Below are 23345 nucleotides of genomic sequence, written 5' to 3'. Positions count from 1 at the left end.
GCCATGACCAGCGTCGACTCCCTCAAAGCCATCAACGACTTCCCGAGCCTGGTCGCCTACCTGCGTGACGAGCTGGAATGGGAAATCCCCGAGGATCTCGGCTTCGACCAACTGACCTACAGCTACACCGCCGCCGAGCTTGGCCTTAAGCTGGAGGCCCAGGTTGAGATCACTCAGCTCCGTCCGATCCTGGGCCAGCAGAACCCCTGGGGCGTGTTCTTCGTCGATTTTGACAAGGCGGAGCTACCCGTCACCCTGCTGCGCCGCATCCTGTCGAGCGTCAGTCGCAGGAAGCGAGAGTCAGCGAATCCCGGCGACCGCGCCCTATTTGACAAGAACGACCTCCTGTTCGTCTCGGCGTTCGGCAAGGCCGACGACCGTCGGCTGGCACTGGCGCACTTCCATCAAGAGCCGAACAGCGCGGCGCTCCCGACACTTCGAGTGCTTGCCTGGGATCGGCAAGACACGCCGCGCCATATGGCGACCGTCGCCGAGCGGTTGGAACGGCTACGTTGGCCCGATGGACGTCAGTTGGAGGAAGCGTGGAAGGCGCGGTGGGCTGGAGCCTTCATCGACCGGCCGCGCGACGGGATACGCACAGCAAAGGAGATGGCCGAGGCCCTGGCCGAATGCGCCAAGCAGATCCGCCAGGCGATCCAGGAGATCCTGCCCAAGGAACGACCGGGACAACCGCTCGGCCAGCTCTTCGAGGCGGTCAAGGCGACACTCAACAAGGACCTCGACGTCCCGAAGTTCGCTGATACCTATGCGCAGACCATCGCCTACGGCCTGCTGTCGAAGCGCATTGATCAGGTACAGCGCTGGCGCGCGGAGAAGGCGCGGACCCTGAACGGGGCGCTGCCTCTGCCGTCCATTACCGTGGAGGCGCTGGAGACAGCGATCCCCACGAACCCATTCCTCTCCGAGCTCTTGAACTCATTCCTGGCCGCCGGCGGGCGCGACCGAGCGGGAGCGGGACTCGACTTCGACGAGTTGGGCTTGGGAGATGTCATCGACCTCTTGAACACCGCGAACATGGAGGCGGTGCTCGACGACTTCGACAAGGACAAGCAGGGCGACGACCCGGTCATCCACTTCTACGAAGGCTTCCTCGCCGCCTACGACAAGGCAATGAAGGTCCAGCGCGGCGTCTTCTACACGCCCAGGCCAGTGGTCTCCTTCATCGTCCGCTCGGTGGACGAGTTATTGCGGACGGAGTTCGGCCTTCCACTTGGCCTGGCCGACACCACCACCTGGGGTCAGTTCGTCGCGGCCCGTCCGGGGACGAAGGTTCCTGAGGGCGCGAAGGCTGAGGATCCGTTCGTCAAGATCCTCGATCCGGCCACCGGAACTGGCACGTTTCTGGTCGAGGTCATTGATCTGATCCACCGGCGCATGATGGACGATGCTTGGAAGGCCGAAACAGCCGCCGAGAAGCGCCGCCTTTGGAACGTCTATGTTGCGGAACGCCTGCTGCCGCGCCTCTACGGCTACGAGCTGATGATGGCGCCCTACGCCGTGGCGCACATGAAGATCGGCCTGAAGCTCGCCGATACCGGCTATGACTTCTCCGGGACAGAGACGGGACCTAGTGGGCGGGCTCGCCCGGCGCGTGCGCGAGTGTTCCTAACTAACGCGCTCGAGCCGGCCCAAGATCTCGACATGCAACTGGCCTTTATGAGCGAGGCCCTGGCGCAAGAGGCGACGGCCGCAAACGACGCAAAGTCTGAGGCACAGTTTACGGTGATTGTCGGCAATCCACCGTACTCAAATTTTGGGAAGTCAAACGACAACCCCTGGATATCCAGACTTCTTGCGGGATTCCGAGGAGATATGCGGGGCGAGGTAAAAGTAAATCTCTACGATGACTATATAAAATTCTTTGCGATGGCGAACAATGCGGTTGAGCGCGCCGGTGCCGGCGTTATCGGGTTCATCACTAACCGCAGCTACCTGGATGGTTCAACGCAAAGAGAGATGCGCCACGCAATGCTTGATGGTGCATCGATTAGCGTTTTGGATCTATATCGAGGCATCTACGATCCAGAAGCGCGACGAGATGAGAACGTGTTCGATATCACTACAGGAGTCGCCATTTCTCTTATTTGGAAACCAGTGTCGGACAGGCAAGTCCTTTTTTCCAGGCTGGTTGGAAAATATTCTGAGAAAGTAGAAATCCTGTCGAAGGAAGCCATTAATATTAGCGGCCACAAGGCCATTTCACCCAGTTCTCCTCAGTTCTTGCTCATAGATGCGCCTGCGGAGAATGAAGCGTACGAGAGTTGGATCGCGCTGCCAGACCTCTTTGTTGAGAGCACTACCGGCGTTCAAACCAACAGGGACGAGCTTTGCCTGTCGAGCGATTCTGACGAGCTGTTCAGTCGTCTAACCAAGTTTGCGTCATCGACGGACGAGGCCTGGTCGCTATGTGCGCGATTGGGTGTGTCTAAGTCTGATTTCTGGAGTCCTCAGGCCTCTAGTGTTGCTCTTAAGCAAAAGGGCGTGAGTAGGGCCCGGATCAAGCCTTACATTTATCGGATATTTGAACCGTGTTTCATCTATTACGATGAAGATATTGTACACCGGCCACGTGAACTTGTTGCTCGCGCAGTTGTCGACCGCGAAAATATAAGCTTGCTCGCTTCACGGGGGGTCGACGCTCCACGACTAGGGATTGGGTTCGTCGCAGGGCAAGCAGCGGACAAGCGTGTGCTGAAATCAGCTCGTGGAGAAGCCAAGCTATTTCCGGCGCGAGTGCCGAGTGTCGTGTCGGACGCGAACTTCAGAGGTGAGTCACTAGGGTTCGGGGAGATACCGAGCGAGGATGGTATCGCCTACGTATACGCGGTGATCAGTTCGGCCACCTATATGTCGCGTTTCGAGGCAGAGCTGAGATTAGACTACCCGCGTATTCCGAAGCCTAAGAGCCGTGAGTTATTCAGACGCCTGATTTCGCTTGGAGCGCGACTGGTCGCCCTGCACATGCTGGACGCCAACGCGTTGCCTGACCTGTTTGTCAGCCCCAAGGTGCGCTTCGTCTCCAATGGTGGCGAGCCGCGCCTAGGCCGCATCAACAAGGAAGTGCGCCGAGATGCCTCAGGCCGGGTCTATTTGAACGACCAGAACTGGTTCGCCACTGTGCCTCAGGCGGCTTGGGAACACTGGATCGGCGGCTACCAGCCGGCCCAAAAGTGGCTGAAGGATCGCAGTGAGAGCGGCTCCAAGGACAAGCTGAAACCCGGCCGCTTGCTGACCGAGGAGGATATCCTCCACTACCGCCGCATGATCGTGGCGCTGGAGGAGACCGGCAAGGTCATGGCCGAGATCGACGAGGTCATCGCCCGCCATGGCGGCTGGCCGGACGCGTTCAAAGGTATGAGCGACTAGGGCTTCGGCAGCTTGGCCGTTGACTCCTCCTGGCTAGAACTGCATTTTCGGCGCGCTCCCGGATGGGAGCTGGAAAAGAACCGAGAGCGGTTCTGGCGAGATCCTGCTGCTGGATAGCGGCGACCGAAGACGAGGCGGGCCGGAGGCCCGGAACGTGTCGGATGACGGGCGAAGCGCCCGGCCAGCGGGATCAATCTGGAACGGTTCTCCTTGCTCTAAGGAGACCCAGTAATGAACCCCGATCGTATCCTCGTCCGTTTCGACCAGGGCCAAGTCGCCGAACAGGTGGAAGGCCCGGTTCGCCGGATCGTGGGCTTTGTGAAAGCCCGCAACATGCTCAACCTTTTCGACGCCGCTGACCTTGAGGCGAACCCGCGCTCGGCAAAAGCCGGGCCGGTGACCGACGCGATCATCGAGAGCATCGTCGAGACGCCCAACACCTTTCCCTTCAAGACCAAGGGCGTTCTGGTCGGCTCGTCCAACTACGAGAAGCTCGAACGCAATCGTTTCGAGCTGAAGTTCGAGAACCTGAAGATCGAGGGCATCCTCGATGGCGGCCACAACATGCTGGCCATCGGCACGCAGATCCTGCGGCTGGCCACGGGCAACGAGAAGCTGCGGCCGGCGCGCTGGCCGGACTTCAAGGCGGCCTGGGAAAAGAACCGCGACCTCGTCGAGGATCTCAGGAAGGCTACTTCCGAAGACGAGGGCGATGGACTGCTCGACTTCCTCGTTCCGCTCGAGATCCTGGTCCCGTCGAACATCGAAGACCCCGATGTGATGGACGAGTTCTCAAGCTCGCTGCTCGACATTTGTGCGGCCCGTAACAACAACGTCGAGCTGAAGCTGGAAACGAAGGCCAACCAGAAGGGCTACTACGAGGAGTTCCGCAAGTTCCTCCCGCCATTCATCGCCAACCGCGTGGAATGGAAGACGAACGACGGCGGCGACATCAAGGTCCGGGATCTGATCGCCCTGGCCTGGATCCCGTTGTCGCTTGTCGATCTACCGGACGACGAGGACGGCCGTCGCATTGAGGCGCCCGTTCCGCAGAACATCTACCGGAACAAGGGCGAGTGCGTGAAGCTGTTCGACCGGCTGATGGGCAGCCCGGCGGTGTCAAAACAACAAGGCGGTGAGTACCGCCACGAGCTGCACAACACTCAGGTCGGCAGCGCACTCGAACTCGCAGCGCAACTCCCGCTGCTCTACGACCGGATCTACCGCACCTTCCCGGACGCCTACAACGACGGGACGGGCAGGTTCGGCGGCCTCACGGTGGTCAAGCCCGCGAAGGACATGCGGACGAAGCCCACAACCCACTTCACGAGCCACCCTGTGAACTACAGTTACCCGGACGGTTTGATCATGCCCCTCGTCTACGGACTGAAGAGCCTAATCGAGCGCGCGCCGGACGGGCGGCTGCGGTGGAAGAAGGATCCCAACGACTTCCTGGACGGCTACTTCCAGCCGATCGTGAAGAAGTACCGTGTGATCATGGATGCGTTCCGCGCCGATCCCCAAAAGATCGGCAAGAACGAGGGGTCCTATGACCTGGTCGTCGACGCCTTCGAAACCGAGCTGCTCAAGCTCGCGGCTGCGGTATGAGGAGGCGAGAGATGAGTCGAGCCCCTTCGAGTGGCATTTCGTTGGATGACGAAGACGCGGCCCTAGTCAAAGGCATGCTGCGTCGGGGAGATCGCCAGCACGATATCGCTGCCTGGTTCGGCGTGAACGGCGGTCGTATTGGCGAGATCGCGGCGGGGTACAAGTTTCGACATGTCGATCCCGCCGCGCCGGATCTCCTTCCGCCCCCTGGTCCGTACCTGAGCGGTCGAGAAGCGGCGGCCTTTGTGCAGGCGCTTGAAGCCGCTCGACACGCTCTTGATGCAGCAGAGCGGATGGTCAGTAGATCCTCCCGATAGGTTAGTGCGGGGACGTTGGCGTTCTCCCGGCGTCCCCTGCTCCCTCGGCAAGGTGCGGACAAACAGGCCCGGGCCTTGGAGGGTCTCAGATCCGTTTGCAGTGGCTCAGCTACTAACATGCCCGGCAGCTGGCTGTAGCCAGAGCTAGCTACCTCCGCGTCACGATCAGTGCTCGTGAACGAGGTACTGGATCGCGTTCGCTGCAGTCTTGTGCGGGTGAAGGGTGATCCCGGTTAGCCGCTTCTCGATGACCGCCGCTTTGAAGGCCCGCCCAAACTTGGTTGGGCTCACCTTCCTGTCCCAATCGCGGCCGTAGAGATCGGCGAGAGTGTAGAGACCAGGCGGGACTCGGCGGATCACCCGCTCAGCCTCTTGCAACTCATCAGGGCTGAGGCCGGACGCTTTCACCAACTGACGGCTCCTTGAGCTGCGGATCGGAATCGCTCGCGCAATTCCAGGTACCTTATTTGAAGTACCGTTATCGCAGCGTGCCTCCAACATCCGCGTGCTAACGCGGGTTGTGGAGTAGCTGGCCCAGCCGTTTCGGGAAGCCGCACAGCCAACAGAAACAACGCTTTCGACGCGTTCACTGGCGTCCAACGCGGCACCCTCAACCCAACCAACCCGAGCCCCTGCGACCACCGTCGCGGGGGCTTTTTCTTTGTCCTGAAAGGAACCCAACATGCTGTCACTCGTCGACCGTGACGCGGTCACGGCCGCGCTTACAGATCCTGGCCTCGATCCACACCTCCGCGCTCTGATCGGTCTTCGGGTCTGGCAGCTCGACACGGAGCGCGACCGCCCGCTTAGCGACATCGTTCAGTTCGTCGTCGTCCAGCCGGGCGATACCTCCGAGGTCATCCACAAGGCGGTGGGCTTCCCGATAACCTGGGACCAAGCCGAGCAGCCTGGGTGGGAGTGGATGGAGGACCACGGACCCTGGTTCGAGCTCGCCTACGTCCTCACCGATGATTTTGGGATGTTGGTCTTCGTCGCGGACGATCCCCGCACGAATGCTGTCCTGCGCTTCAACTGCCTCGCCGTGGCCGATCGCCCGATCCCGCCCGAGAACAAACAATGAACCGGATGGTTCTCAATCTGCTGATCCTGGGTGCCATCCTCGCGGTCCTGCGGGCGGTGCTGATCGCCCTCTTGGTTGGCGTGGTGCTGGCGTTGCTCGTTGCCCTCATCACGCGACCACGAGACACTCTGGCGTTCCTGGTCTTCCTGGGCTTGCTCGGGTTGGCTGGGGCGCACCCCCTCGCCTTCATCATCACCCTGGGCGTGGTTGTGATCGCATCGATCCTGGCCAACTCCAAGCCTAAGGCCCCGCCGCAAGCGCTACTGACGGACGGACGTGAGCGCCCCACAAACTGGAAGGGTTCTGCGGCTGTCAGTTGAGCGCTGTTTGGGCTGTCCGCAGGATCTTCCAGAAGGCATAAAATTGCCGAAAACCGCCCAGAGTGCACCGGGCGCGGCAAAGCATGCCCCAAAACCAAACCCGTTTAATTCTCCCTCTCTGATGACCGGCATCGGTTTCGTTAGGGGGCAACGCTGCCTTTGAGGCGGCGTCGCACTGATAAGCGCCAAGTGGCCTGCGACCCCGAGAATCAGGGCCGACAAACCTCCCTCAATCATCTGCGACTCCCCCCGCGCCTGTGGAGGGGAGCGCCTACGTTTGGAAAGATGCATGGCAAACCAGCCACCAAAGCGACCACCACCACCTAATCTCACTCTGCCGAAGCCCAAGGATCTGGCGCGCGAGCGGCGCGGCGAAACCCAGACCTCACCGTTGCCTCCAACAGAGCCTCAGCCTCATGCGACATCGCCTGGGGCGGTCACTGACGAGGGCGACGACGTCTATACGCCTGCGTCGCCTGGCGCTCAGCCGCGCATCCGCGTTTCGCCCGGCGAGCTTCATCGAATCGCTGCTGCAGCGGAGCGGGTGCTGGCCGTCGATGGAGCCTACTTCCACGCGGGAGGACCGATCGTCCGTGTGATCGACCGGCCGGGAGGTGGCGTGATGTCGGAGGCGATCAACGACCAGGCCCTGGTGACGGAGCTGTCCTCGAAGATCTGCTGGGAGAAGAGGGGGCAGCGTGGAGAGTGGGTCCGCTGCGACCCGCCCCAAGGCGTCGTGCAGAACCTGATGCGGGGGCAGAACCGCCCCCACCTGAAGGCGCTGCAGGGTTTGGCCCGTCAGCCATACCTCGGGCCAGATCGAAGGTTCATCACCTCACCCGGCTATCATGCCGAGACGGGCATCTATGCGGCCTTCAACGGCGACGACTACGATCTGAAGGAGCCAACCAGGGAGAAGGCGGAACACGCGCTCGAATGCCTGAAGTGGCTCATCGAAGAGGTCCCCTTCGCCTCCGAAGCGGACCTATCAGGGGCTTTGGCTGCCATGCTGACGGCTGCCATTCGCCCGTCGCTTGCCCAAGCCCCAGCCTTCAGCCTTACGGCCTCAAGGTCGGGTAGCGGCAAAAGCTACTTGGCGAACATCATCGCGGCGTTTGCGGGTCCGGGCGACCCTTACATCACCAGCTACCCGACCAAGGCCGATGAGGCGACGAAGGTCGTGGTGGCGATGCTGCTAGAGAAGCCTGCGGTCATCCTGTTCGATGACATGCAGACGGACTGGAGATCGTTCGGCGCAATCAACAAGGCGCTGACGAGTCCAACGGTCACCGAGCGCATACTCGGCTCGACCCGCACCGCCACGGCGCGGACGAACGTGCTCATGCTGGGGACGGGCAACAACATCGAGCCCGAGCGGGATATGCGGCGTCGGGTGATCTCGATCCGCCTCGAACCCCGTAGTGAGACGCCGGCCTTTCGCCGCTACCGCAAGGACGACCCCGTCGAGCACCTGCGCAGGCATAGGAAGGCTGCTGTTGGGGATGCGCTGACGATCATCGGCGCATATCTGGCGGCGGGCGCGCCCCTCGCCGACGTGAAGCCGATCGGCACCTACGATGGGTGGTCGACGTTCTGCCGGCAGCCGCTCCTTTGGCTGGGCTTGCCCGATCCGGCGCAGAGCCTGATCGATCAGGTGACCCATGATCCGGATCAGCAGCTGCTCGAAGAGTTCTTGACCGCTTGGTCGGAAGTCTTCGGCTCCCGGACCATGACCGTGAGGAAGGTCGTCGCCACGGCGATTGATCACCCCAACCTCATGGACGTCCTTACCGAACTCCCGGTCATGGACGGTCGGCACGTCAGTCCGGGCAGGCTCGGCTGGTTCCTGAACAAGAACCGCGGCCGCAAGGCGGGCGGATTGCGGATCGAGCCAGGCGACAGCAAGGAACGTCGCAGTTGGCGGGTGATGTGAGGCCAGCCCGGCCTTAGGCGGCCGGGAGCGCTGACGGCCCCGGGGGCCGCCCGAAAAGGGGTGAAAGGGGTAACCGCCCCTTTTGCCTCTTTCGGCGCGGCCTCTGGGCCGCCTCCTTGTCGCCGTCCGGCCGCGCTCCCGCCGTTGCCCGCCTGGGCTGGTTCGGAGCCTCCCTGACCCCTCCCATCGCCACCCCGGCGCGCTGCGCTAGCGGCCGCCTCAGGGGCCGCCTGAACCCCCTCTCAACCACCCAACCCCCGCCGCGCCCCGCGGCGGCTCCCTGGCGCTCGCGCGCCGATCCTCAAATCACCGAAAGAGACCACCCATGCCTAAGGCCAAACTTGACCATGCGTTCGCCTCCACCGCCGAGTGCGAACCCGGACAATCGAAGACCGTCTACTACGACGTCACCATCACCGGTTTCATTCTCGAATGTCGGTCCACCGGCGGGCGGACCTACTACCTGCGCTACAGCGACCAGGGCGGCCGGTTGCGGCAGCATAAGATCGGTCGGTACGAGGATGTGCCCTTCCACTTGGCGAAGAAGCAGGCTCAGAAGTTGCGGGCGGAGGTGGTGATGGGCGGCGACCCCGGCGCGAAGAAGGCGCTGGCGAAGTCCATCCCTCTCTACCGGGAGCTGGCCGAGATGCACCTCGCGGACGCCAAGCTGCATCAGCGTTCGTTCCGCGACACCGAGATGTACATGCGCCGGCACATCCTCCCGAGGTGGGGCAAGGTGCGCCTGACCGACATCGGCAGCCGGGGAGTGGCTCAATGGCTTAGCGAGAAGCAAGCCGAGGGGTTCGCGCCGGCCACCGTCGAGAAGATCAGGGTCATCTTCGGCCGATCGTTTGTGTTGGGCTCCCGTTGGGATGTGCCGGGCTGCGACAAGAACCCGACGCGCGGCATACCCCGAAAGCCCCTGAACAATGCCCGTGAACGCTTCCTGTCGGCGGAGGAGGCCGCGCAGCTTCGGCTCGCGGTGGCGCAGTCTCAAAACCCTCAGCTCCGGCATATCGTGGGATTGCTGTTGCTGACGGGGGCTCGGGTGCGCGAGTTGCTCGACGCCCGATGGGAACACGTCGATGTCGAACGCCGCGCCTGGCTCATCCCGACGAGCAAGACCGGAAAGGCCCGGTACGTGCCCCTCTCCACCGCCGCTCTGGCGATCGTGGAGACCCTGCCGCGGTTCAAGGGCTGCCCCTGGTTGGTCCCGAACCCGGAAACCCTGAAACCCTTCGTGTCCATCAGGCACGGATGGTTACGGGCCACAAGGGTTGCGAGACTGCCGGGTCTGCGGATCCACGATCTGAGGCACTCCGCAGCCTCGTTTATGGTCAACAGCGGGGTCGATCTCTTCGCGGTCGGGAAGGTGCTTGGCCACGCGAGTTACCAATCGACTCAGCGTTACTCGCATCTGGCGAACGACACCTTACTCGCCGCTGTCGAAGCCGCCGCGGCGAAGCAGGAGCTCCCCTAGCAAAGCTGACCCCACCTCATGCTGCATCGACGCGGCGTGCAGGTGGGGCTTTGGCTGCGGTAGAATGGGCTATGACTCAGATTCTCCCCGCCACCCCTGACCTCATGGACGAGATCGAGATTTGGCTCGATGCCGAAGAGCGCGCCTACAATGCGGGCGACGCCGCGGTACGAGGCTTCCGCTGCAACTGGGACACCGTGCGCAAATCATGGGGATGCGGCGAGAGGCCAGTCGACGTCTTGGTGGTCGGCGGTAAGGCGGTGGGCTTCCTGTACGGCACGGACATTCTAGAGATTCATCCCGATCATCGCGGGCGCAGTTACGGCGTCCTCCTGTCGGATTTTATGGTCAGGCGCGCTTCCGACAAGGGCTTCAGCATCCTCGAAATTGAGATCGCGCCCGCTACGGCTGAGCCCTTCTGGGTGCGCCAAGGCTTCAAGCCCCACCGCATGCCGTATAGGGATGGCCTCTACGCCACCCTGGCGCTCGAACGGCAATTCTCTCTAGGACAGGGACAGCGCGTCGAAGTTGAAATCGAGTTCTACGACGAGAAAGAGGCTCGATGGGGAGCGCCCTTTGCGCGATACGCAGCAATGGGCGAGCGCCTTCCGGATGGTTCGATCCAGCTGCCCGAACGGCTTCATGGCCACGACCCCTCGCTAACCAGCAACACCGACAATCACATCAAAATCGTGGTCGACGGCGATGAGCTATATTTTGGCCGAGCCAAATACGGGCGGGATCACGGCGTAGCCACTGACCCGCATGGGCATCTCTACATCGATCGGGTTATTACCTAGACACGGCGGCTTCCCAGGTCCTCGACCTCGGACTGCCAGTGGTCACCCAAAGAGGAATGCCGCGCGAGTTGGCGGCTTGGATCACCCTTGCGCCGGGATGCTGCCAGGTGCTGAAGGCGTCGGCCGCTGCGATGCACACCATCGGGCGAATCCTGTCGAGTAGCTCTTCATGAAAGTTGTGCGCCGAACCGTGATGCGGCAGCAGCAGGGTCGCGATCTGCTTTAGTCGCGCCGCGTAGTGGTCAAGGAATGCTTTGCGTCGCGCCAGCTTCTTAAGATCAGCATCGCCCGTGCCGATCCAGCCTACCTTCTGTCCGCGCCGGACGTAGCCAAAAGCCCAGGTAGGATTCGGCCGATGTAGCCGCCATACACTCCCAGCCTGAACCTCGTAGGGCGCTGACAGCAGGCAGAGAGAAGTGACGTTCAGGTTCGCAACGGCGTTGTAGGCCGCAGCCAATTCCTCGCGGCAATTAGTGATGAGCAGCAGAAGGAAGTGAGGGTCTGAGGCCATTTGCTCAAACTCATGCGGCGAGAGGCCCAACAAGTTCGCCACCGTGTGGATGAACGACTGCCGCTCAGCGCTTACTTCAACATCCACATAAGGGGCCAGAATCCAGGCTGCACTCTCGCCCGCGGTGACGATCTCGAAGCCGTTCGTGTCGTCTATGGTCCCGATCAGCGGCGTTGCCGCACTTGGCGACTGCGCAACGTTGCCATTCGCTTGCGGACCCTCCGATCCGGCGTAGCCGCGACCGACCAAGCGCCATTTGGAGGTCCGCTCCTCGCCTCGCGTACGTCCTGGGTCTCTAGGGAAATCCGGCCGTTCAGGAACGTCGAGTTCGCCACCACCCGGCGCCGGACCTTCGCCACGTCGGACGTAAAGGATCTGGTCGGGGTTCAGGCGCTGCGTGATAGCTCCGGTGGGGTCGGCGATAAGGTCCCGGTAGAAGTCAGTAATGGCACCCGGTGCCTCCGCGGCCGCTCGCGCGAAGCAGACTAGGCGGTCGATATCGTTGAGCAGGGGCAGCACCACCGTGCCCACGGCCATTGAGCCGGAGCAGAGTTGCTCGACGCCGCTGACGTGGTCGAGATGCAGATGTGAGATGAAGAGGAGGTCAATCGAACCACCGCGGCCCGCGGCCAGGAAGCGATTAACCTCGGCCCGCAGGCTGGCGCCGTATGGACCCATGGCCCCGCAGTCGTAGACATACTGCAGGTGGCTCGGATCATACGCTTCCGGCGGGCCTGCTCCGACACTTCCAGAGTGGAAGCAACCCTGCCCAACTGCGTGTTGGCGACGCGTGTGAATAATCATGCGGTCTACGGTAGAGCCTGCTCATGGACTGGCCTAGAAGCCGGCGTATGCTGCGGGCCACGAGTGATCTGTCCGCAGGTATGGCGCAGGTCGAATTTTCCGGGATTCCCACGCCAAAGCGCTCAAAGTAGGAGACGACGAAGCCGCCCGCAGCGCCCAGTTTGGGAAGTGTCTGGGTTGTCGTGTCGGACCAGCGCCGAATTCAGCCTAAGCGGATATGAAGGCACAGTTTTTCCCGACAATCTTAGTCTATTTCGTAATGCGTAGGTCAGGTGTTCGAGTCACCTAGGCGGCACCATTCCTCCCTTTCGGGCGAAGCCCGCGGGCGAGGCGCAAGCGGAGACGATCTCAGGCCTGTGGTGCGAAGTCGGCGGCGGCCAGCCGGGCGCGGTAGGTGTCGCGGGCGGCCTTGAACAGCTCGAACGGGAAATGGATCGAGACGCCTTCGAGCGTCGCCGCCAGCATCTCCAGGTGAGCTTCCCAGCCGGCCGCCGAACGCCCGACATCTTCGTCGGCCGGAACGGTGATCCGCAGGGTCAGGCGGCAACCGTCGCCATCCGGCTCCAGGATCCACCTGACCGGTCGGGGCGGGTCGCCGGAGCCGCCCCATGCATATTCCAGCAGCCGACCCTCGACGAAGGAGGTCACGGTCGAATCGATCGCGATGCCGCTGTCCTTGAAATCCAGCTTCACCTTGCCGCCGAGCCTGAGCTCGATCTCGCCGGGCGCAAGCCATTGCGGCAGCAGGGCCGGATCGGTCAGGGCGCGCCAGACCTCGGCGGCGGGGTGATCGAAACGGCGCTCGAAGGCGGCGCTCATCGTGCCGTCGACGCGGCTGAAGGTGGCCGTGCAGGCGGGCGTGGCGGTCATGCGGTCTCCTCGTGTCGCCGCACGCTGGTCCCTCCGCCCGGGCGGGGCCTTGACCTGCGTCAAACGCGTCCGGAGGCGCGAATGCGTCTCAGGCCGCCAGGCCGGGGCGCGCCATCACCTGGGCCTGGAAGAGATAGCCACCCCCACGCAGGGTCTTGATCAGGTCCCCGGCGCCGTCGCACGCCGACAGGGTGCGGCGCAGGCGCGCCACCCGGGCGTCGATCGAGCGACCGCCCGCGGCGGCCCGGTCGCCGCCGTGAAGCTGGGCCACCAAGGCGTCGCGCGGCAGCACCTCGCCGGGGCGGGCCGCCAGCAGCTGAAGCAGGGCGGCGTCGGCGGGGCTGAGGCGAACGGTGCGGCCCGACGGCGAGGTTACGTAGCCGAGCTCGGCGTCGAAGCGCCAGGTGGCCAGCTCCGCCTCGCTCGCCTGGCGCGCCTGACGCGCGGCGCGGCGGAGCAGGGCGCGCACCCGGGCCAGCAGTTCGAGGGGGTGGATGGTCTTGGGCAGGACGTCGTCGGCGCCGAACTCCAGGCCGGCCACGCGGTCCAGCGTATCGGCGGCGCTCGCGACCACCATCACCGGGGCGGTCTCGGCCTCGGACAGGCGGCGGCACAGGGCCAGGCCGTCAGCGTCGGGCAGGGCCGTCTCCAGGATCACCAGGTCCGCGCCGCCGGGCCCGTCCAGGACCGTCCGGGCAGCGTCGGCCGTCGCCGCCTGCTCGACCTCGAAGCCGTGGCGGCGAAGCATCTCGACGCCTGCCTCGATGGCGGAGGGGTCCGCGTCGATCCACAGCACGCGGGGAGAACCTTGCGCGGTCGCCGGGCGAACCGGCGTGGCGCCGGCGGCGAATTCGATGGCGACGGTGGTCATTGGAGTCCTCGTCTGCAAGCGGCGTCGGGCGCCCAGGCCCGATCGAGATGACAATACGCGAGATAGACGAGCGTTCGTGACGACTTCTTGTCATACACAGTATGAAGTGATCTCATGTGTATCTCTGGATCTGTCGTTGTTACGGCGCGCTGGGCCTGTTTTCTTTTTGCAACATTATTCCATGAAAGACTGTCGCGAATGTCAGGGCATATGGCGCGCCCCCGCCGAGCGCCGCTTGCCGCGAAGAGCTCCTAAGCAACGGAAAATATTGGAGTTATGTGGATTGTTTGGAGCGTGTGATGCGCTCCTTCGGTTCCGATTCATGAGTTGAATTCATGAGTCCCATAAGATGAATTCAGTAAAGCGGCGCTACACGCGACAATAGTTTTCCTTCAGCGGCGTCTGATCGCGCAGCCGGACACCTCCGGCCGCGCCGGGGGCCTGCTTCTTGTGGGGATCGGCCGGAGCCGGCTTTCGCCGCTGGCCGCTGGAGGAATTTGATTTGAACATCAAGAGCATGCGCGAGCGCCTGTTGGCGTCCTCGATGATCTGTGGCGCGGCGTTCGTCGCCCTGGCCACGCCCGCGGCCGCCCAGGAGGGTGAGGTCGCCGAGGTCGTCGTGACCGGAACCCGGATTCCGTCGCCGAACCTGGAAAGCGTCAGCCCCGTGCAGGTGGTGGGCGAGCAGGAAGTGGTCCTGGGCGGCCGTCCCGTCACCGCCGACATCCTGAACCAGCTCCCGCAGGTGAGCCAGAACAGCCAGACGGCGCTGTCGACCACCTCCAACCCGCTGTCCGGTCCCGGCGGCGTGGCCACCGTCGACCTGCGCGGTCTCGGCCAACAGCGCACCCTGGTGCTGGTGGACGGCCGCCGCCTCGGCATCGGCGATCCGAACACGGGCAACACCAATCCCTCGCCCGACCTCAACCAGATCCCCTCGCAGCTCATCCAGCGCGTGGACGTGCTGACCGGCGGCGCCTCGGCGACCTACGGCTCCGACGCCATCGCCGGCGTCGTGAACTTCATCATGAAGCGCGACTTCGAGGGCGTGCAGATCGACGCCCAATGGGGCGTGTTCCAGCACGACCAGCACAACGACTTCGCCCAGAGCCTGCTGGCGGCTCGCGGCATCGCCGGGCCGAAGGACAATGTCTGGGACGGCGAGTCCCGCGACATCAGCATCATCATGGGCGCGAACTTCGAGGAAGGCCGCGGCAACGTCACGGGCTACTTCACCTATCACGACCAGGAGCCGGTGACGCAGGCCAAGCGCGACTACTCGGCCTGCCAGATCGTGGCGACGGCGGCGGGCGTGGCGAGCTGCGCCGGTTCGCCCAACTCCAACCAATGGGTGCTGGGCGCCGGCGGCGGGTTCAACCTGCCGGGCGCGCCGACCCAGGTGGCCGTGGTCGGCAACACCTTCGCGCCGTGGAGCGGGACGGCCAACACCACGCCGCCGCCGCTGTTCAACTCGAACGACTACGCCTACCTGATGCAGCAGGGCACGCGCTACACGGCCGGCTTCCTCGCCCGCTACGAGGTGAACAAGCACCTCGAGTTCTACGGCGACTTCGGCTTCATGAACGACCGCTCGAACGTGCTGATCGCGCCGACCGGCCTGTTCCAGGGCGCGGGCGTCTCCGCCAGCGGCGGCTTCCTGATCAACTGCAACAACCCGTTCATGAGCGCCCAGCAGCGCAGCGTGATCGGCTGCTCGGCGGCGGACATCGCTTCGGGCGCCAGCAAGGACCTGCTGATCGGCCGCCGCAACATCGAGGGCGGCGGGCGCAACCAGCTCTATGAACACACCAACTACCGCGCGGTCTTCGGCGGTCGCGGCGAGATCACCGGCTCGTGGAAGTATGACCTCTACGGCTCTTACTACTACACCAACCTGTACACGGCCTCGCAGAACTACCTGTCGATCTCCCGCCTGCAGAACGCCCTGCAGGTCGTACAGGGACCAAACGGACCGGTCTGTATCTCTGGCGGCTCTTGCGTCCCGTACAACATCTTCCAGGATGGCCAGGTCACCGACGCGGCGCTCGCCTACCTCGATATCGAGGGGACCTCGAAGGGCTCGATCGCCGAGCGGATCATCGAGGGCGTGATCACCGGCGACCTGGGCGACTATGGCGTCAAGTCGCCGTGGGCGCAGGACGGCGTGGGCGTGGCGGCCGGCTTCCACTACCGGCGCGATCACCTCGAGTACCAGCCGGACTCGGCCCAGCTCAGCGGCGACCTGTCGGGCGCCGGCGGCGCGTCGACCCCGATCGACAACAGCCTGAGCGTGAAGGAATTCTTCGGCGAAGCGCGGGTTCCGCTGGTGCAGGACATGCCCTGGGCCAAGGACATCACCGCCGAGGTGGGTTACCGCTACTCGGACTACTCGACCGACCAGAGCGCCAAGACCTGGAAGCTGGGCCTGTCGTGGGCGCCGACCGAGGACTTCAAGTTCCGCGGCTCGTACAACAAGGCCATCCGCGCCGCGAGCATCCTGGAGCTCTACACTCCGCAGGCGGTGACCAACACCAGCCAGGTGGCGGAAGACCCCTGCGCCGCCGGCGCCCAGAACCCGGCCTCGCTGCAGGCCTGCCAGAACACCGGCATCACCGCGGCGCAGTACGGGGTCATCCCGCAGTGCCCGTCTGGCCAGTGCGCGGTGCTGAACGGCGGCAACCCGTTGCTGGCGCCGGAGACGGCCAAGACGTTTACCATCGGCGTGACCGGCCGGCCGTCGTTCATCCGCGGCTTCACGGCCAGCGTGGACTACTACCACGTCGACCTGAAGGACGTGATCGGGGCCATCCCGCTCGGCGTCATCCTGCAGCGGTGCCTGGACACCGGCGACCAGACCTTCTGCAGCCAGATCGTCCGGGCGCAGAACGGCATCCTGTTCGGCAACACCCAGGCCCAGGGCGGCTACATCAACGGCACGAACGTGAACGTCGGCGCCGGCGTCACCTCGGGCATCGACCTGCAGGCGAGCTACGTCCTGCCGATCGAGGACTGGGGCCTGGAGAACTGGGGCAGCGTCTCGGTCAACCTGTCGGGCTCGTACCTGCTCAAGCAGACCGTGACGCCGCTGCCCGGCGATGACCCCTATGACTGCGCCGGCCTGTTCGGTCCGCAGTGCCAGACGGTCAGCCCGCGCTGGCGTCATACCCTGCGGGTGAACTGGAACACGCCCTGGGATGTGACCGCCTCGCTCGCCTGGCGCTACATCCACAGCAGCACCTACGAGCAGGACACCGACGAGCCGACCATCGGGACCGGCGGCCGCAACGCCTTCAACCACAAGCTGCCCCAGCGCAGCTATCTGGACCTGTCGGCGGTGTGGAACGTGAACGACATGTTCGCGGTCCGCGGCGGCATCAACAACATCCTCGATCAGGATCCGCCGCTGGTGAACAACCGGATCTCCCAGACCGGCTCGCCGAACACCTATCCGACCTACGACCTGCTGGGCCGGAAGATCTTCGTGGGCGTCACCGCCAGCTTCTAGGGCGGCCGTCCAGGCAGACGATCGGGGCCTCCGCGCAAGCGGGGGCCCTTTTCGCATGATCGCTCGCCATGATGATTCGGCCTGGGCCAGCGGCCGAAGAGAGCGCGCCGCAGGTGCGGGTCCCTGCATCGCGAAACCGCGATGACGCTTCAGTCTGAATGGAATGGAGGCGCCGGAGGCCTCAGGGGCGACGCCTCAGGCGGCGTGGAGCACCGGTGCGGGCGCAGGCTCGAGCACGCTGGCCAGCCAGTCGACGAACGGGCGGATGATGTCGGCCCGTGGCGAGGCCGGGTTCCAGACCGCCGTATATTCCTCGCGCAGGATCGCCTGGGCGTCGAACAGCCGGACCAGGCGGCCGGTGCGAAGGTCCTCGTCCGCGAGCAGGCCGCGCGTGAGGCATACGCCCGCGCCGCCCCGCGCCAGCTCCAGCGCCGCCAGCGGGCTGTCGGCGGTCAGGGTGGCGGGCGTGGGCAGCTCGGCGAGGCCCACCTGCTCCAGCCACAGTCGCCAGGGATGCTCCGGCTGATGGATCAGCGGCGCGCGGACGAGGTCCTCGGGGCGCCGCGGCAGGTCGAGCGTGGGCGCGGCGACCGGGAAGAGGGCTTCTCCCGCCAGTCGTCGCTGGGTCAGTCCGGCGCAGGCCCCCGCGCCATAGAGCAGGGCGACGTCGACCTCGCCCGCGGTGACCTCGGCGGCGCTGGTGACGGTGCGCAGCTCGATCTCGCGGTCGGGCGACCGGGCCAGGAAGGCCGGCAGGCGGATGGCCAGGATGCGCTCGGCGACGCCAGCGGTGGCGGCGACGACCAGACGGGTCCGGCCGGGCCGCGCCGGGGCTTCGAACGCCTCCGAGATCAGGTTCAGGCTGAGACGCAGTCGGCTGACGAACGCCCGTCCCGCCTCGGTCAGCGTCACCGTCCTGCCGTAGCGGTCGAAGAGGTCGACGCCCAGGCGCAGTTCCAGCGAGCGGATGGCGTGGCTGATCGCGCTCTGCGTCAGGTTCAGCTCGTCGGCGGCCTTGGTGAAGCTCTCGTGCCGGGCCGCCGCTTCGAAGGCGGCGATGGCCCTCAGTGAAGGCGGACGTACGGCCACGGGCGGATGCTCCCATTCAATGGACTTCGTTCATGCCAGGATGGCAGACGCGTCGCGGTCTTCATGCGAATTGCGGCGAAGGGGGCCGGCCGTCCGACCAATCGGGTCGATTTGCGGCGAGCGGCGCAACGAAGACGATGAACGGCCTTGGTCGTCGGGCCGAATGTCGCAGAATGCCGTTCGTCTGGAGGGGACATGCGTCTGCCGCGCCTGAACAACTATCTGGTGGCGAACTTCGTCCTCTGGGCGCTGACCTACGTCATCGTCTCGGCGCGGGTCATGACCGACCCGATGCCCCATGCCGGTGAGATGGCGCTGCGGCGGCTTGGCATGGCCGCGTTCGGCTTCCTCGCCTGCCTGCTGATCGGCAGGATTCTGTCCGCCCTGGCCGACCAGCCTATCTGGCGGCGTCTGATCGCGGCTGTGGCGCTCTCCGCGGCGGGCGGCCTCACCTATTCGGTCCTGAACTACGCCGCCTTCTATCTGTTCGATCCTCTCTGGGGCGTCGAACCCCTGTCGCCGGTCTCGGTGGCGGTGACGGCCTCGACGTTCTTCTGGACCTTCATTTCCTGGTGCGCCCTCTACTTCGCCATCCGCTACGAGGCGGAGCTGAAGGAGAAGAACCTGCGGCTCGTGTCGGCCCAGGCCCTGGCCATGGACGCGCAGAACCGGATGCTGCGCTACCAGATCAACCCGCATTTCCTCTTCAACACGCTGAACGCCCTGTCGTCGCTGATCCTGGCCAAGGAGAACGAGCGCGCCGAGCGGGTGGTGCTGTCGCTGTCCAGCTTCCTGCGCCATACCCTGGAGAAGGAGCTGCCCGACAAGGCGCCGCTGTCCGACGAGATCGAGGCCCAGCGCCAGTACCTGCTGATCGAGCAGGCGCGCTTCGAGGACCGGCTCAACTACGTCGAGGATATACCGGCCGAGCTGCGCGATGTGCTGGCGCCCAGCCTCATCCTCCAGCCGCTGGTGGAGAACGCCGTGAAGTACGGCGTGGCCCGCTCGAACGCCCCCGTCACCATCGAGATCCGCGCCGTAGTCGAGGGCGGCCGCCTGCGGCTGACGGTGGCCGACGACGGCGGCTCCACGGCCGGCGGCCTGGCCCCGCCGAAGCTGGGCCTGGGCCTGGAGAACGTCCGCCGTCGCCTGGACCTCATCTACGGCAAGGCCGCCGAGCTCACCTGCGGACCGCGCCAGCCGAGCGGCTTCCTGGCCGCGGTCGAAATCCCCCTGGAGCGCGCATGAACCAGGTTCCCATCGCTTCAGAGCAGATGACCCGACCTTTGCGCGTGGCGCTGGTGGACGACGAGCCGCCGGCCCTGCGCCGCCTCAGCCTGGCGATCGAGAAGGCGCCCGGCGCCGAGGTGGTGGGTCAGGCCAGCAACGGCGAGGAGGCCTTGGCGCTGATCCGGCGCGGCGGGGTGGACGTGGTGCTGCTGGACATCCGGATGCCGGGCCTGTCCGGCCTGGAACTGGCCCGCGCCGTCGATCCCGAGCGGGCGCCGATCTTCATCTTCGTCACCGCCTTCAGCCGCTTCGCCGCCGACGCCTTCGAGCTGGCCGCCGTGGACTATCTGCTGAAGCCGGTGGAGTTCGAGCGCCTGCACGCGGCTTTGGAGCGGGCCAGGGGCGTGCTGCAGTCGCGGGCCGCGCGCTCGCGCATCGCCGAGCTGGAGGAGGTGGTCGCCGCCCTTCGCGCCGCGGAGGCGCCCGAGGGCGACTACGCCGAGGAGATCTGGGTGCCCGACCGCGGCGACCGGGTGCGCCTGCCGGTCAACCTCATCGACTGGGTCGAGGCGGAGCGGGACTACGTCCGGATCCACAGCCGCGGGCGCAGCTTCCTGGTGCGCAAGCCGATCCGACGGCTGCAGGACGAGCTCGACCCGGCCGAGTTCGTGCGGGTTCACCGCGGCGCGCTGGTGCGCCGGGACCGGATCGTGCGGCTGGCGCGGCGGCCGGGCGGGCCGGCGGCCGTGGTGCTGCTCACCGGGGCCGAGGTGCCGGTCGCCCGGCGCCAGGCCGCCATCGTCCGTAAGCTGGTCGGCGCGCGGGCGGGTTAGCCTACAGCGGCGCGCAGGTCCGCATGTTGACCGGCGGGGATTCCGCCCGCGCCCACGCGCCGTTCGCCTTGGTGAACACCGCGAAGGCCGAGCCCGACTTGCCGGTGGAGCCGTCGGGGTTGCGGCTGGCGAAGGTCATGGCCGCCACCACCTTCGAGGCGACGCCCTTGGCGGTCTCGTCGGCGCTGATCTCCTGCAGGCCCTTGCACATGACCTGGAAGTCCTGGCAGCCCTTGCCCTCGACCTTGGCGGCGCAGGTCGGGTGGCTGGCCTCCAGGTCGGTCCGCCAGGCCAGGATCTCGCTGTCCAGGCCCGCATTGGGATCGGCCGAGGCGGCCTTGTCGGCGCCCGGACTGCAGGCGGCCAGAAGGGTCAGGGACAGGCCGGCGACGGCGAAGACTCTCAGCACGCAACACTCCGATGACTCAGGTGCGCAGCCCTTAGCGCATCGAAAGCGGCGGCTGTGTGACCAAACGACAGGGACGGGGAATTATTCGGCCGGCGCCGCGCGGCTCATCACCGGGCCGATCTCGTCGTGCAGGACGAGGTCGGCGTAGGGATCGAGCTCTGTCGCCTCGCGGTTCACGATCGCCAGGCGCGCCCCGTTGCGCTTGGCCAGCAGCGGGAATCCGGCCGCCGGATAGACCACCAGCGACGAGCCCAGGACCAGGAACAGATCGCAGGCCAGGGTCTCGGCCTCGGCCCGCGCCATCGGACCGGCCGGCATCGACTGGCCGAACGAGATGGTGGCGGTTTTCACGATGCCGCTGCACCGGCGGCAGGCGGGCAGGTCGCCGGTGGCCTCGTAGAGAACCTTGAGCTCCTCCAGCTCGTGCCGATCGCCGCATTCCAGGCAGGAGGCGTAGCTGGCGTTGCCGTGCAGTTCGATGACCCGCTCGGCCGGCACCCCCGAGGCCTGGTGCAGATTGTCGACATTCTGCGTGATCACCGACGAGCACTTGCCCGAGGCGACCAGTCGGGCGACGGCGTGGTGGCCGGAGTTTGGCTCGCGTCCCACCCAACCGGCTCGGCCGGTGAAGGCGCGGTCCCAGGCCTCGCGCCGCTTCTCCTCGCTGGCGACGAACTCCTGGAAATAGATCGGCTTCATCTTGCTCCACACGCCGCCCGGGCTACGGAAATCCGGAATGCCGCTCTCGGTGGAAATGCCCGCGCCGGTGAAGACCACGAGGCGGCGGGATTCAGCGATCAGGCGGGCCAGGTCGGCAGCGGAGCTCATTGCATGAGTTTAGCGCACGGTGCGCGCCTGCGAAGCGCCTTGCGGGGGGATCGGCCCGGCCTCGGTCGGGGGGATGCCAGGGGTGCGCCGGGCCGATCCGGACCGCCCGGAAGCCTGGAGGCAGGCCGTTGGGGCGATCGCCCCTACAACCTCGCACGCGCCGGAGGGTTCCTGTGGCTCAGCCCGCCGGCGCGCCAAACGCCGCGAAGATCACAGCGTCGTCCACGCCGTCGATGTCCAGCCGCTTGATCCGGGCCGTGTCGCCCGAGGCGATGCGTACGGCCGATTTGGGGACCTTCAGCGCCTTGGCCAGCAAAACGATCACGGCGGCGTTGGCCGCGCCCTCGGCGGCGGCGGCGCTCACCCGCAGTTTCAGGATCGGCCGTCCGGCCTCGTCAGCGCTCCAGCCCTCCACCGCATCGCGGCCGCCCCGGGGCGTGACGCGGACGGTCAGGCGGGCCAAGGGGCTGCTAGCCCAGCATCGCGAACAGCGGGCGGAACAGCCACGGGAGCAGGTAGGCGTTGGCCGCCTGCAGCACGAGGATGACGATGATCGGGCTGATATCCACGCCGCCCAGCGGCGGAATCAGCTTCTGGAACGGACGGAGCACCGGCGTCGTCACGGCGTCGAGAAAGCGCACCACGCTGTAGATGAACTGGTTGCGCAGGTTGATCACGTTGAACGCCACCAGCCATGACAGCACGGCGCTGGCGATGATCGCGAAGATCAGGAGCTGCAGGAGCCCGGAGATGATAGCGTAGAGGAAGCTGGCCATTGCCCCGGTTCTACCGGCGTTTGCGGCTGTGGCAAGGCGACGCCGCTTTGCGGCTTGACAGACCCCGCTCCAATCGACTTATTCCGCGCCTTCCTGGGGCCGTAGCTCAGTTGGTAGAGCGCCTCGTTCGCAATGAGGAGGTCAGGGGTTCGACTCCCCTCGGCTCCACCAGGAACCTTTGCTTCGCTGACCTTGGCCATTTCGAGAGCGCGTCGCTCTGTATGGCGGTAGCCTGATGACGGCTCGGCGCAGCTCCAGAGGGGCCACGGCATGCTCGAATACAACGTGGTCGCCAGGCGGCTCGATCAGCACGGCAGCGAGGCGCGGACCAAGGCGGCCGCGGTCATCCTCGACACCGACGTCAATGGGCGCCCGGATGCGTTCAATCCCGCCGAACTCTTCCTGGCGTCGATCGCGGCATGCATGATCAAGGGGATCGAACGGGTCGCGCCCGTGCTCCACTTCGACCTGCGGGGCGTGGAGGTGAAGCTCCATGGCGTTCGACAGGACAGTCCGCCCAAGATCCTCTCGGTGGACTACGAACTGATCGTCGACACCGACGAGACCGACCAGCGGCTCGAGCTGTTGCATAAGAACGTCCAGAAGTACGGGACGATCTACAATACGGCCGCGGCGGCCACCTCGCTCACGGGCCGGATCAGCCGGCGGGTCGAATAGACGCCTTCGGACGTA

The 23345-nt window shown here is 65.3% G+C and carries 21 protein-coding genes and 1 tRNA gene; 12 read left to right on the top strand and 10 right to left on the bottom strand.

All coding sequences use genetic code 11. The annotated features are described in order from the left end of the window. The first annotated feature begins 3 nt into the window (after positions 1-3). Together DJ019_RS16445 and DJ019_RS16440 are read left to right on the top strand one after the other, a co-directional pair. Entirely contained in the window at positions 4-3387 is a 3384-nt protein-coding gene (locus DJ019_RS16445; protein WP_111277159.1) for a type ISP restriction/modification enzyme, read from the top strand. Between the two features lie 231 nt (positions 3388-3618). Further along, entirely contained in the window at positions 3619-4995 is a 1377-nt protein-coding gene (locus DJ019_RS16440; protein ID WP_111277158.1) for a hypothetical protein, read from the top strand. A 62-nt stretch (positions 4996-5057) separates the two neighbouring features. Here DJ019_RS16440 and DJ019_RS21250 read toward each other — a convergent pair whose 3' ends face one another. Together DJ019_RS21250 and DJ019_RS21245 are read right to left on the bottom strand one after the other, a co-directional pair. Further along, positions 5058-5267 (bottom strand): hypothetical protein, encoded by a 210-nt coding sequence (locus tag DJ019_RS21250; protein ID WP_205854189.1) that lies wholly within the window; start codon positions 5265-5267, stop codon positions 5058-5060. A gap of 210 nt (positions 5268-5477) precedes the next feature. Next, positions 5478-5723 (bottom strand): hypothetical protein, encoded by a 246-nt coding sequence (locus DJ019_RS21245; RefSeq protein ID WP_111277156.1) that lies wholly within the window; start codon positions 5721-5723, stop codon positions 5478-5480. A 271-nt stretch (positions 5724-5994) separates the two neighbouring features. On the opposite strand from DJ019_RS21245, the gene DJ019_RS16425 reads away from it, so the two are divergent. The 5 genes from DJ019_RS16425 (at position 5995) to DJ019_RS16405 (ending at position 10926) form a co-directional block, all read left to right on the top strand. Then, entirely contained in the window at positions 5995-6393 is a 399-nt protein-coding gene (locus tag DJ019_RS16425) for a hypothetical protein (protein WP_111277155.1), read from the top strand. Continuing rightward, the gene (locus DJ019_RS16420; protein ID WP_111277154.1) at positions 6390-6713 is read left to right on the top strand and encodes a hypothetical protein; all 324 of its coding nucleotides are present in this window, start codon (positions 6390-6392) and stop codon (positions 6711-6713) included. Before DJ019_RS16425 ends, DJ019_RS16420 begins: the two co-directional genes overlap by 4 nt. Positions 6714-7002: 289 nt before the next feature. Then, on the top strand, positions 7003-8646 hold the full coding sequence (locus tag DJ019_RS16415; RefSeq protein WP_133255321.1) for a hypothetical protein: 1644 nt from the start codon (positions 7003-7005) through the stop codon (positions 8644-8646). 325 nt (positions 8647-8971) lie between these two features. After that, positions 8972-10126 carry a site-specific integrase gene (locus tag DJ019_RS16410; RefSeq protein ID WP_111277152.1) on the top strand — a complete coding sequence of 385 codons (1155 nt, stop codon included), beginning with the start codon at positions 8972-8974 and terminating at the stop codon, positions 10124-10126. A 71-nt stretch (positions 10127-10197) separates the two neighbouring features. Beyond that, a complete protein-coding gene (locus DJ019_RS16405; protein ID WP_111277151.1) occupies positions 10198-10926 on the top strand; it encodes a GNAT family N-acetyltransferase in 729 nt (242 codons plus the stop codon). On the opposite strand, the gene DJ019_RS16400 is transcribed toward DJ019_RS16405, so the two are convergent. The 3 genes from DJ019_RS16400 to DJ019_RS16390 all read right to left on the bottom strand — a co-directional run bounded on the left by DJ019_RS16400 (position 10919) and on the right by DJ019_RS16390 (position 13982). After that, entirely contained in the window at positions 10919-12241 is a 1323-nt protein-coding gene (locus DJ019_RS16400; RefSeq protein WP_111277150.1) for an MBL fold metallo-hydrolase, read from the bottom strand. The two genes, DJ019_RS16405 and DJ019_RS16400, sit on opposite strands and share 8 nt — an antisense overlap. Before the next feature lie 348 nt (positions 12242-12589). Beyond that, the gene (locus DJ019_RS16395) at positions 12590-13111 is read right to left on the bottom strand and encodes an SRPBCC family protein (RefSeq protein WP_205854188.1); all 522 of its coding nucleotides are present in this window, start codon (positions 13109-13111) and stop codon (positions 12590-12592) included. Between the two features lie 88 nt (positions 13112-13199). Further along, a complete protein-coding gene (locus DJ019_RS16390; RefSeq protein WP_111277149.1) occupies positions 13200-13982 on the bottom strand; it encodes a response regulator transcription factor in 783 nt (260 codons plus the stop codon). Positions 13983-14484: 502 nt separating this feature from the next. Here DJ019_RS16390 and DJ019_RS16385 point away from each other — a divergent pair. Beyond that, positions 14485-17487 carry a TonB-dependent receptor domain-containing protein gene (locus tag DJ019_RS16385; RefSeq protein WP_111277148.1) on the top strand — a complete coding sequence of 1001 codons (3003 nt, stop codon included), beginning with the start codon at positions 14485-14487 and terminating at the stop codon, positions 17485-17487. A gap of 195 nt (positions 17488-17682) precedes the next feature. Here DJ019_RS16385 and DJ019_RS16380 read toward each other — a convergent pair whose 3' ends face one another. Beyond that, the gene (locus DJ019_RS16380; RefSeq protein WP_111277147.1) at positions 17683-18576 is read right to left on the bottom strand and encodes a LysR substrate-binding domain-containing protein; all 894 of its coding nucleotides are present in this window, start codon (positions 18574-18576) and stop codon (positions 17683-17685) included. Between the two features lie 195 nt (positions 18577-18771). On the opposite strand from DJ019_RS16380, the gene DJ019_RS16375 reads away from it, so the two are divergent. Both DJ019_RS16375 and DJ019_RS16370 read left to right on the top strand, forming a co-directional pair. After that, entirely contained in the window at positions 18772-19824 is a 1053-nt protein-coding gene (locus tag DJ019_RS16375; RefSeq protein WP_111277146.1) for a sensor histidine kinase, read from the top strand. Continuing rightward, positions 19821-20639 (top strand): LytR/AlgR family response regulator transcription factor, encoded by an 819-nt coding sequence (locus DJ019_RS16370; protein WP_111277145.1) that lies wholly within the window; start codon positions 19821-19823, stop codon positions 20637-20639. Before DJ019_RS16375 ends, DJ019_RS16370 begins: the two co-directional genes overlap by 4 nt. A gap of 1 nt (position 20640) precedes the next feature. Here the strand turns inward: DJ019_RS16370 and DJ019_RS16365 are convergent, their stop codons facing one another. From DJ019_RS16365 to DJ019_RS16350, 4 genes are all read right to left on the bottom strand, one after another. Next, complete coding sequence (locus DJ019_RS16365) at positions 20641-21048, bottom strand: hypothetical protein (RefSeq protein ID WP_111277144.1); 408 nt, start codon at positions 21046-21048, stop codon at positions 20641-20643. A gap of 81 nt (positions 21049-21129) precedes the next feature. After that, on the bottom strand, positions 21130-21876 hold the full coding sequence (locus tag DJ019_RS16360) for an SIR2 family NAD-dependent protein deacylase (RefSeq protein WP_111277143.1): 747 nt from the start codon (positions 21874-21876) through the stop codon (positions 21130-21132). A gap of 178 nt (positions 21877-22054) precedes the next feature. Further along, on the bottom strand, positions 22055-22339 hold the full coding sequence (locus DJ019_RS16355) for a DUF167 family protein (RefSeq protein WP_111277142.1): 285 nt from the start codon (positions 22337-22339) through the stop codon (positions 22055-22057). 7 nt (positions 22340-22346) lie between these two features. Then, positions 22347-22652: a YggT family protein gene (locus tag DJ019_RS16350; RefSeq protein WP_111277141.1), complete on the bottom strand. Its 306-nt coding sequence runs from the start codon at positions 22650-22652 to the stop codon at positions 22347-22349. 95 nt (positions 22653-22747) lie between these two features. Here DJ019_RS16350 and DJ019_RS16345 point away from each other — a divergent pair. Then, positions 22748-22823, top strand: a tRNA-Ala gene (locus DJ019_RS16345). A gap of 99 nt (positions 22824-22922) precedes the next feature. After that, a complete protein-coding gene (locus tag DJ019_RS16340) occupies positions 22923-23330 on the top strand; it encodes an OsmC family protein (RefSeq protein ID WP_111277140.1) in 408 nt (135 codons plus the stop codon). The last annotated feature ends 15 nt before the right edge of the window (positions 23331-23345 follow it).

It is taken from the genome of Phenylobacterium kunshanense (assembly GCF_003254525.1).
GTDB lineage: Bacteria > Pseudomonadota > Alphaproteobacteria > Caulobacterales > Caulobacteraceae > Phenylobacterium > Phenylobacterium kunshanense.
This window is presented reverse-complemented; position numbering and strand designations above follow the sequence as displayed.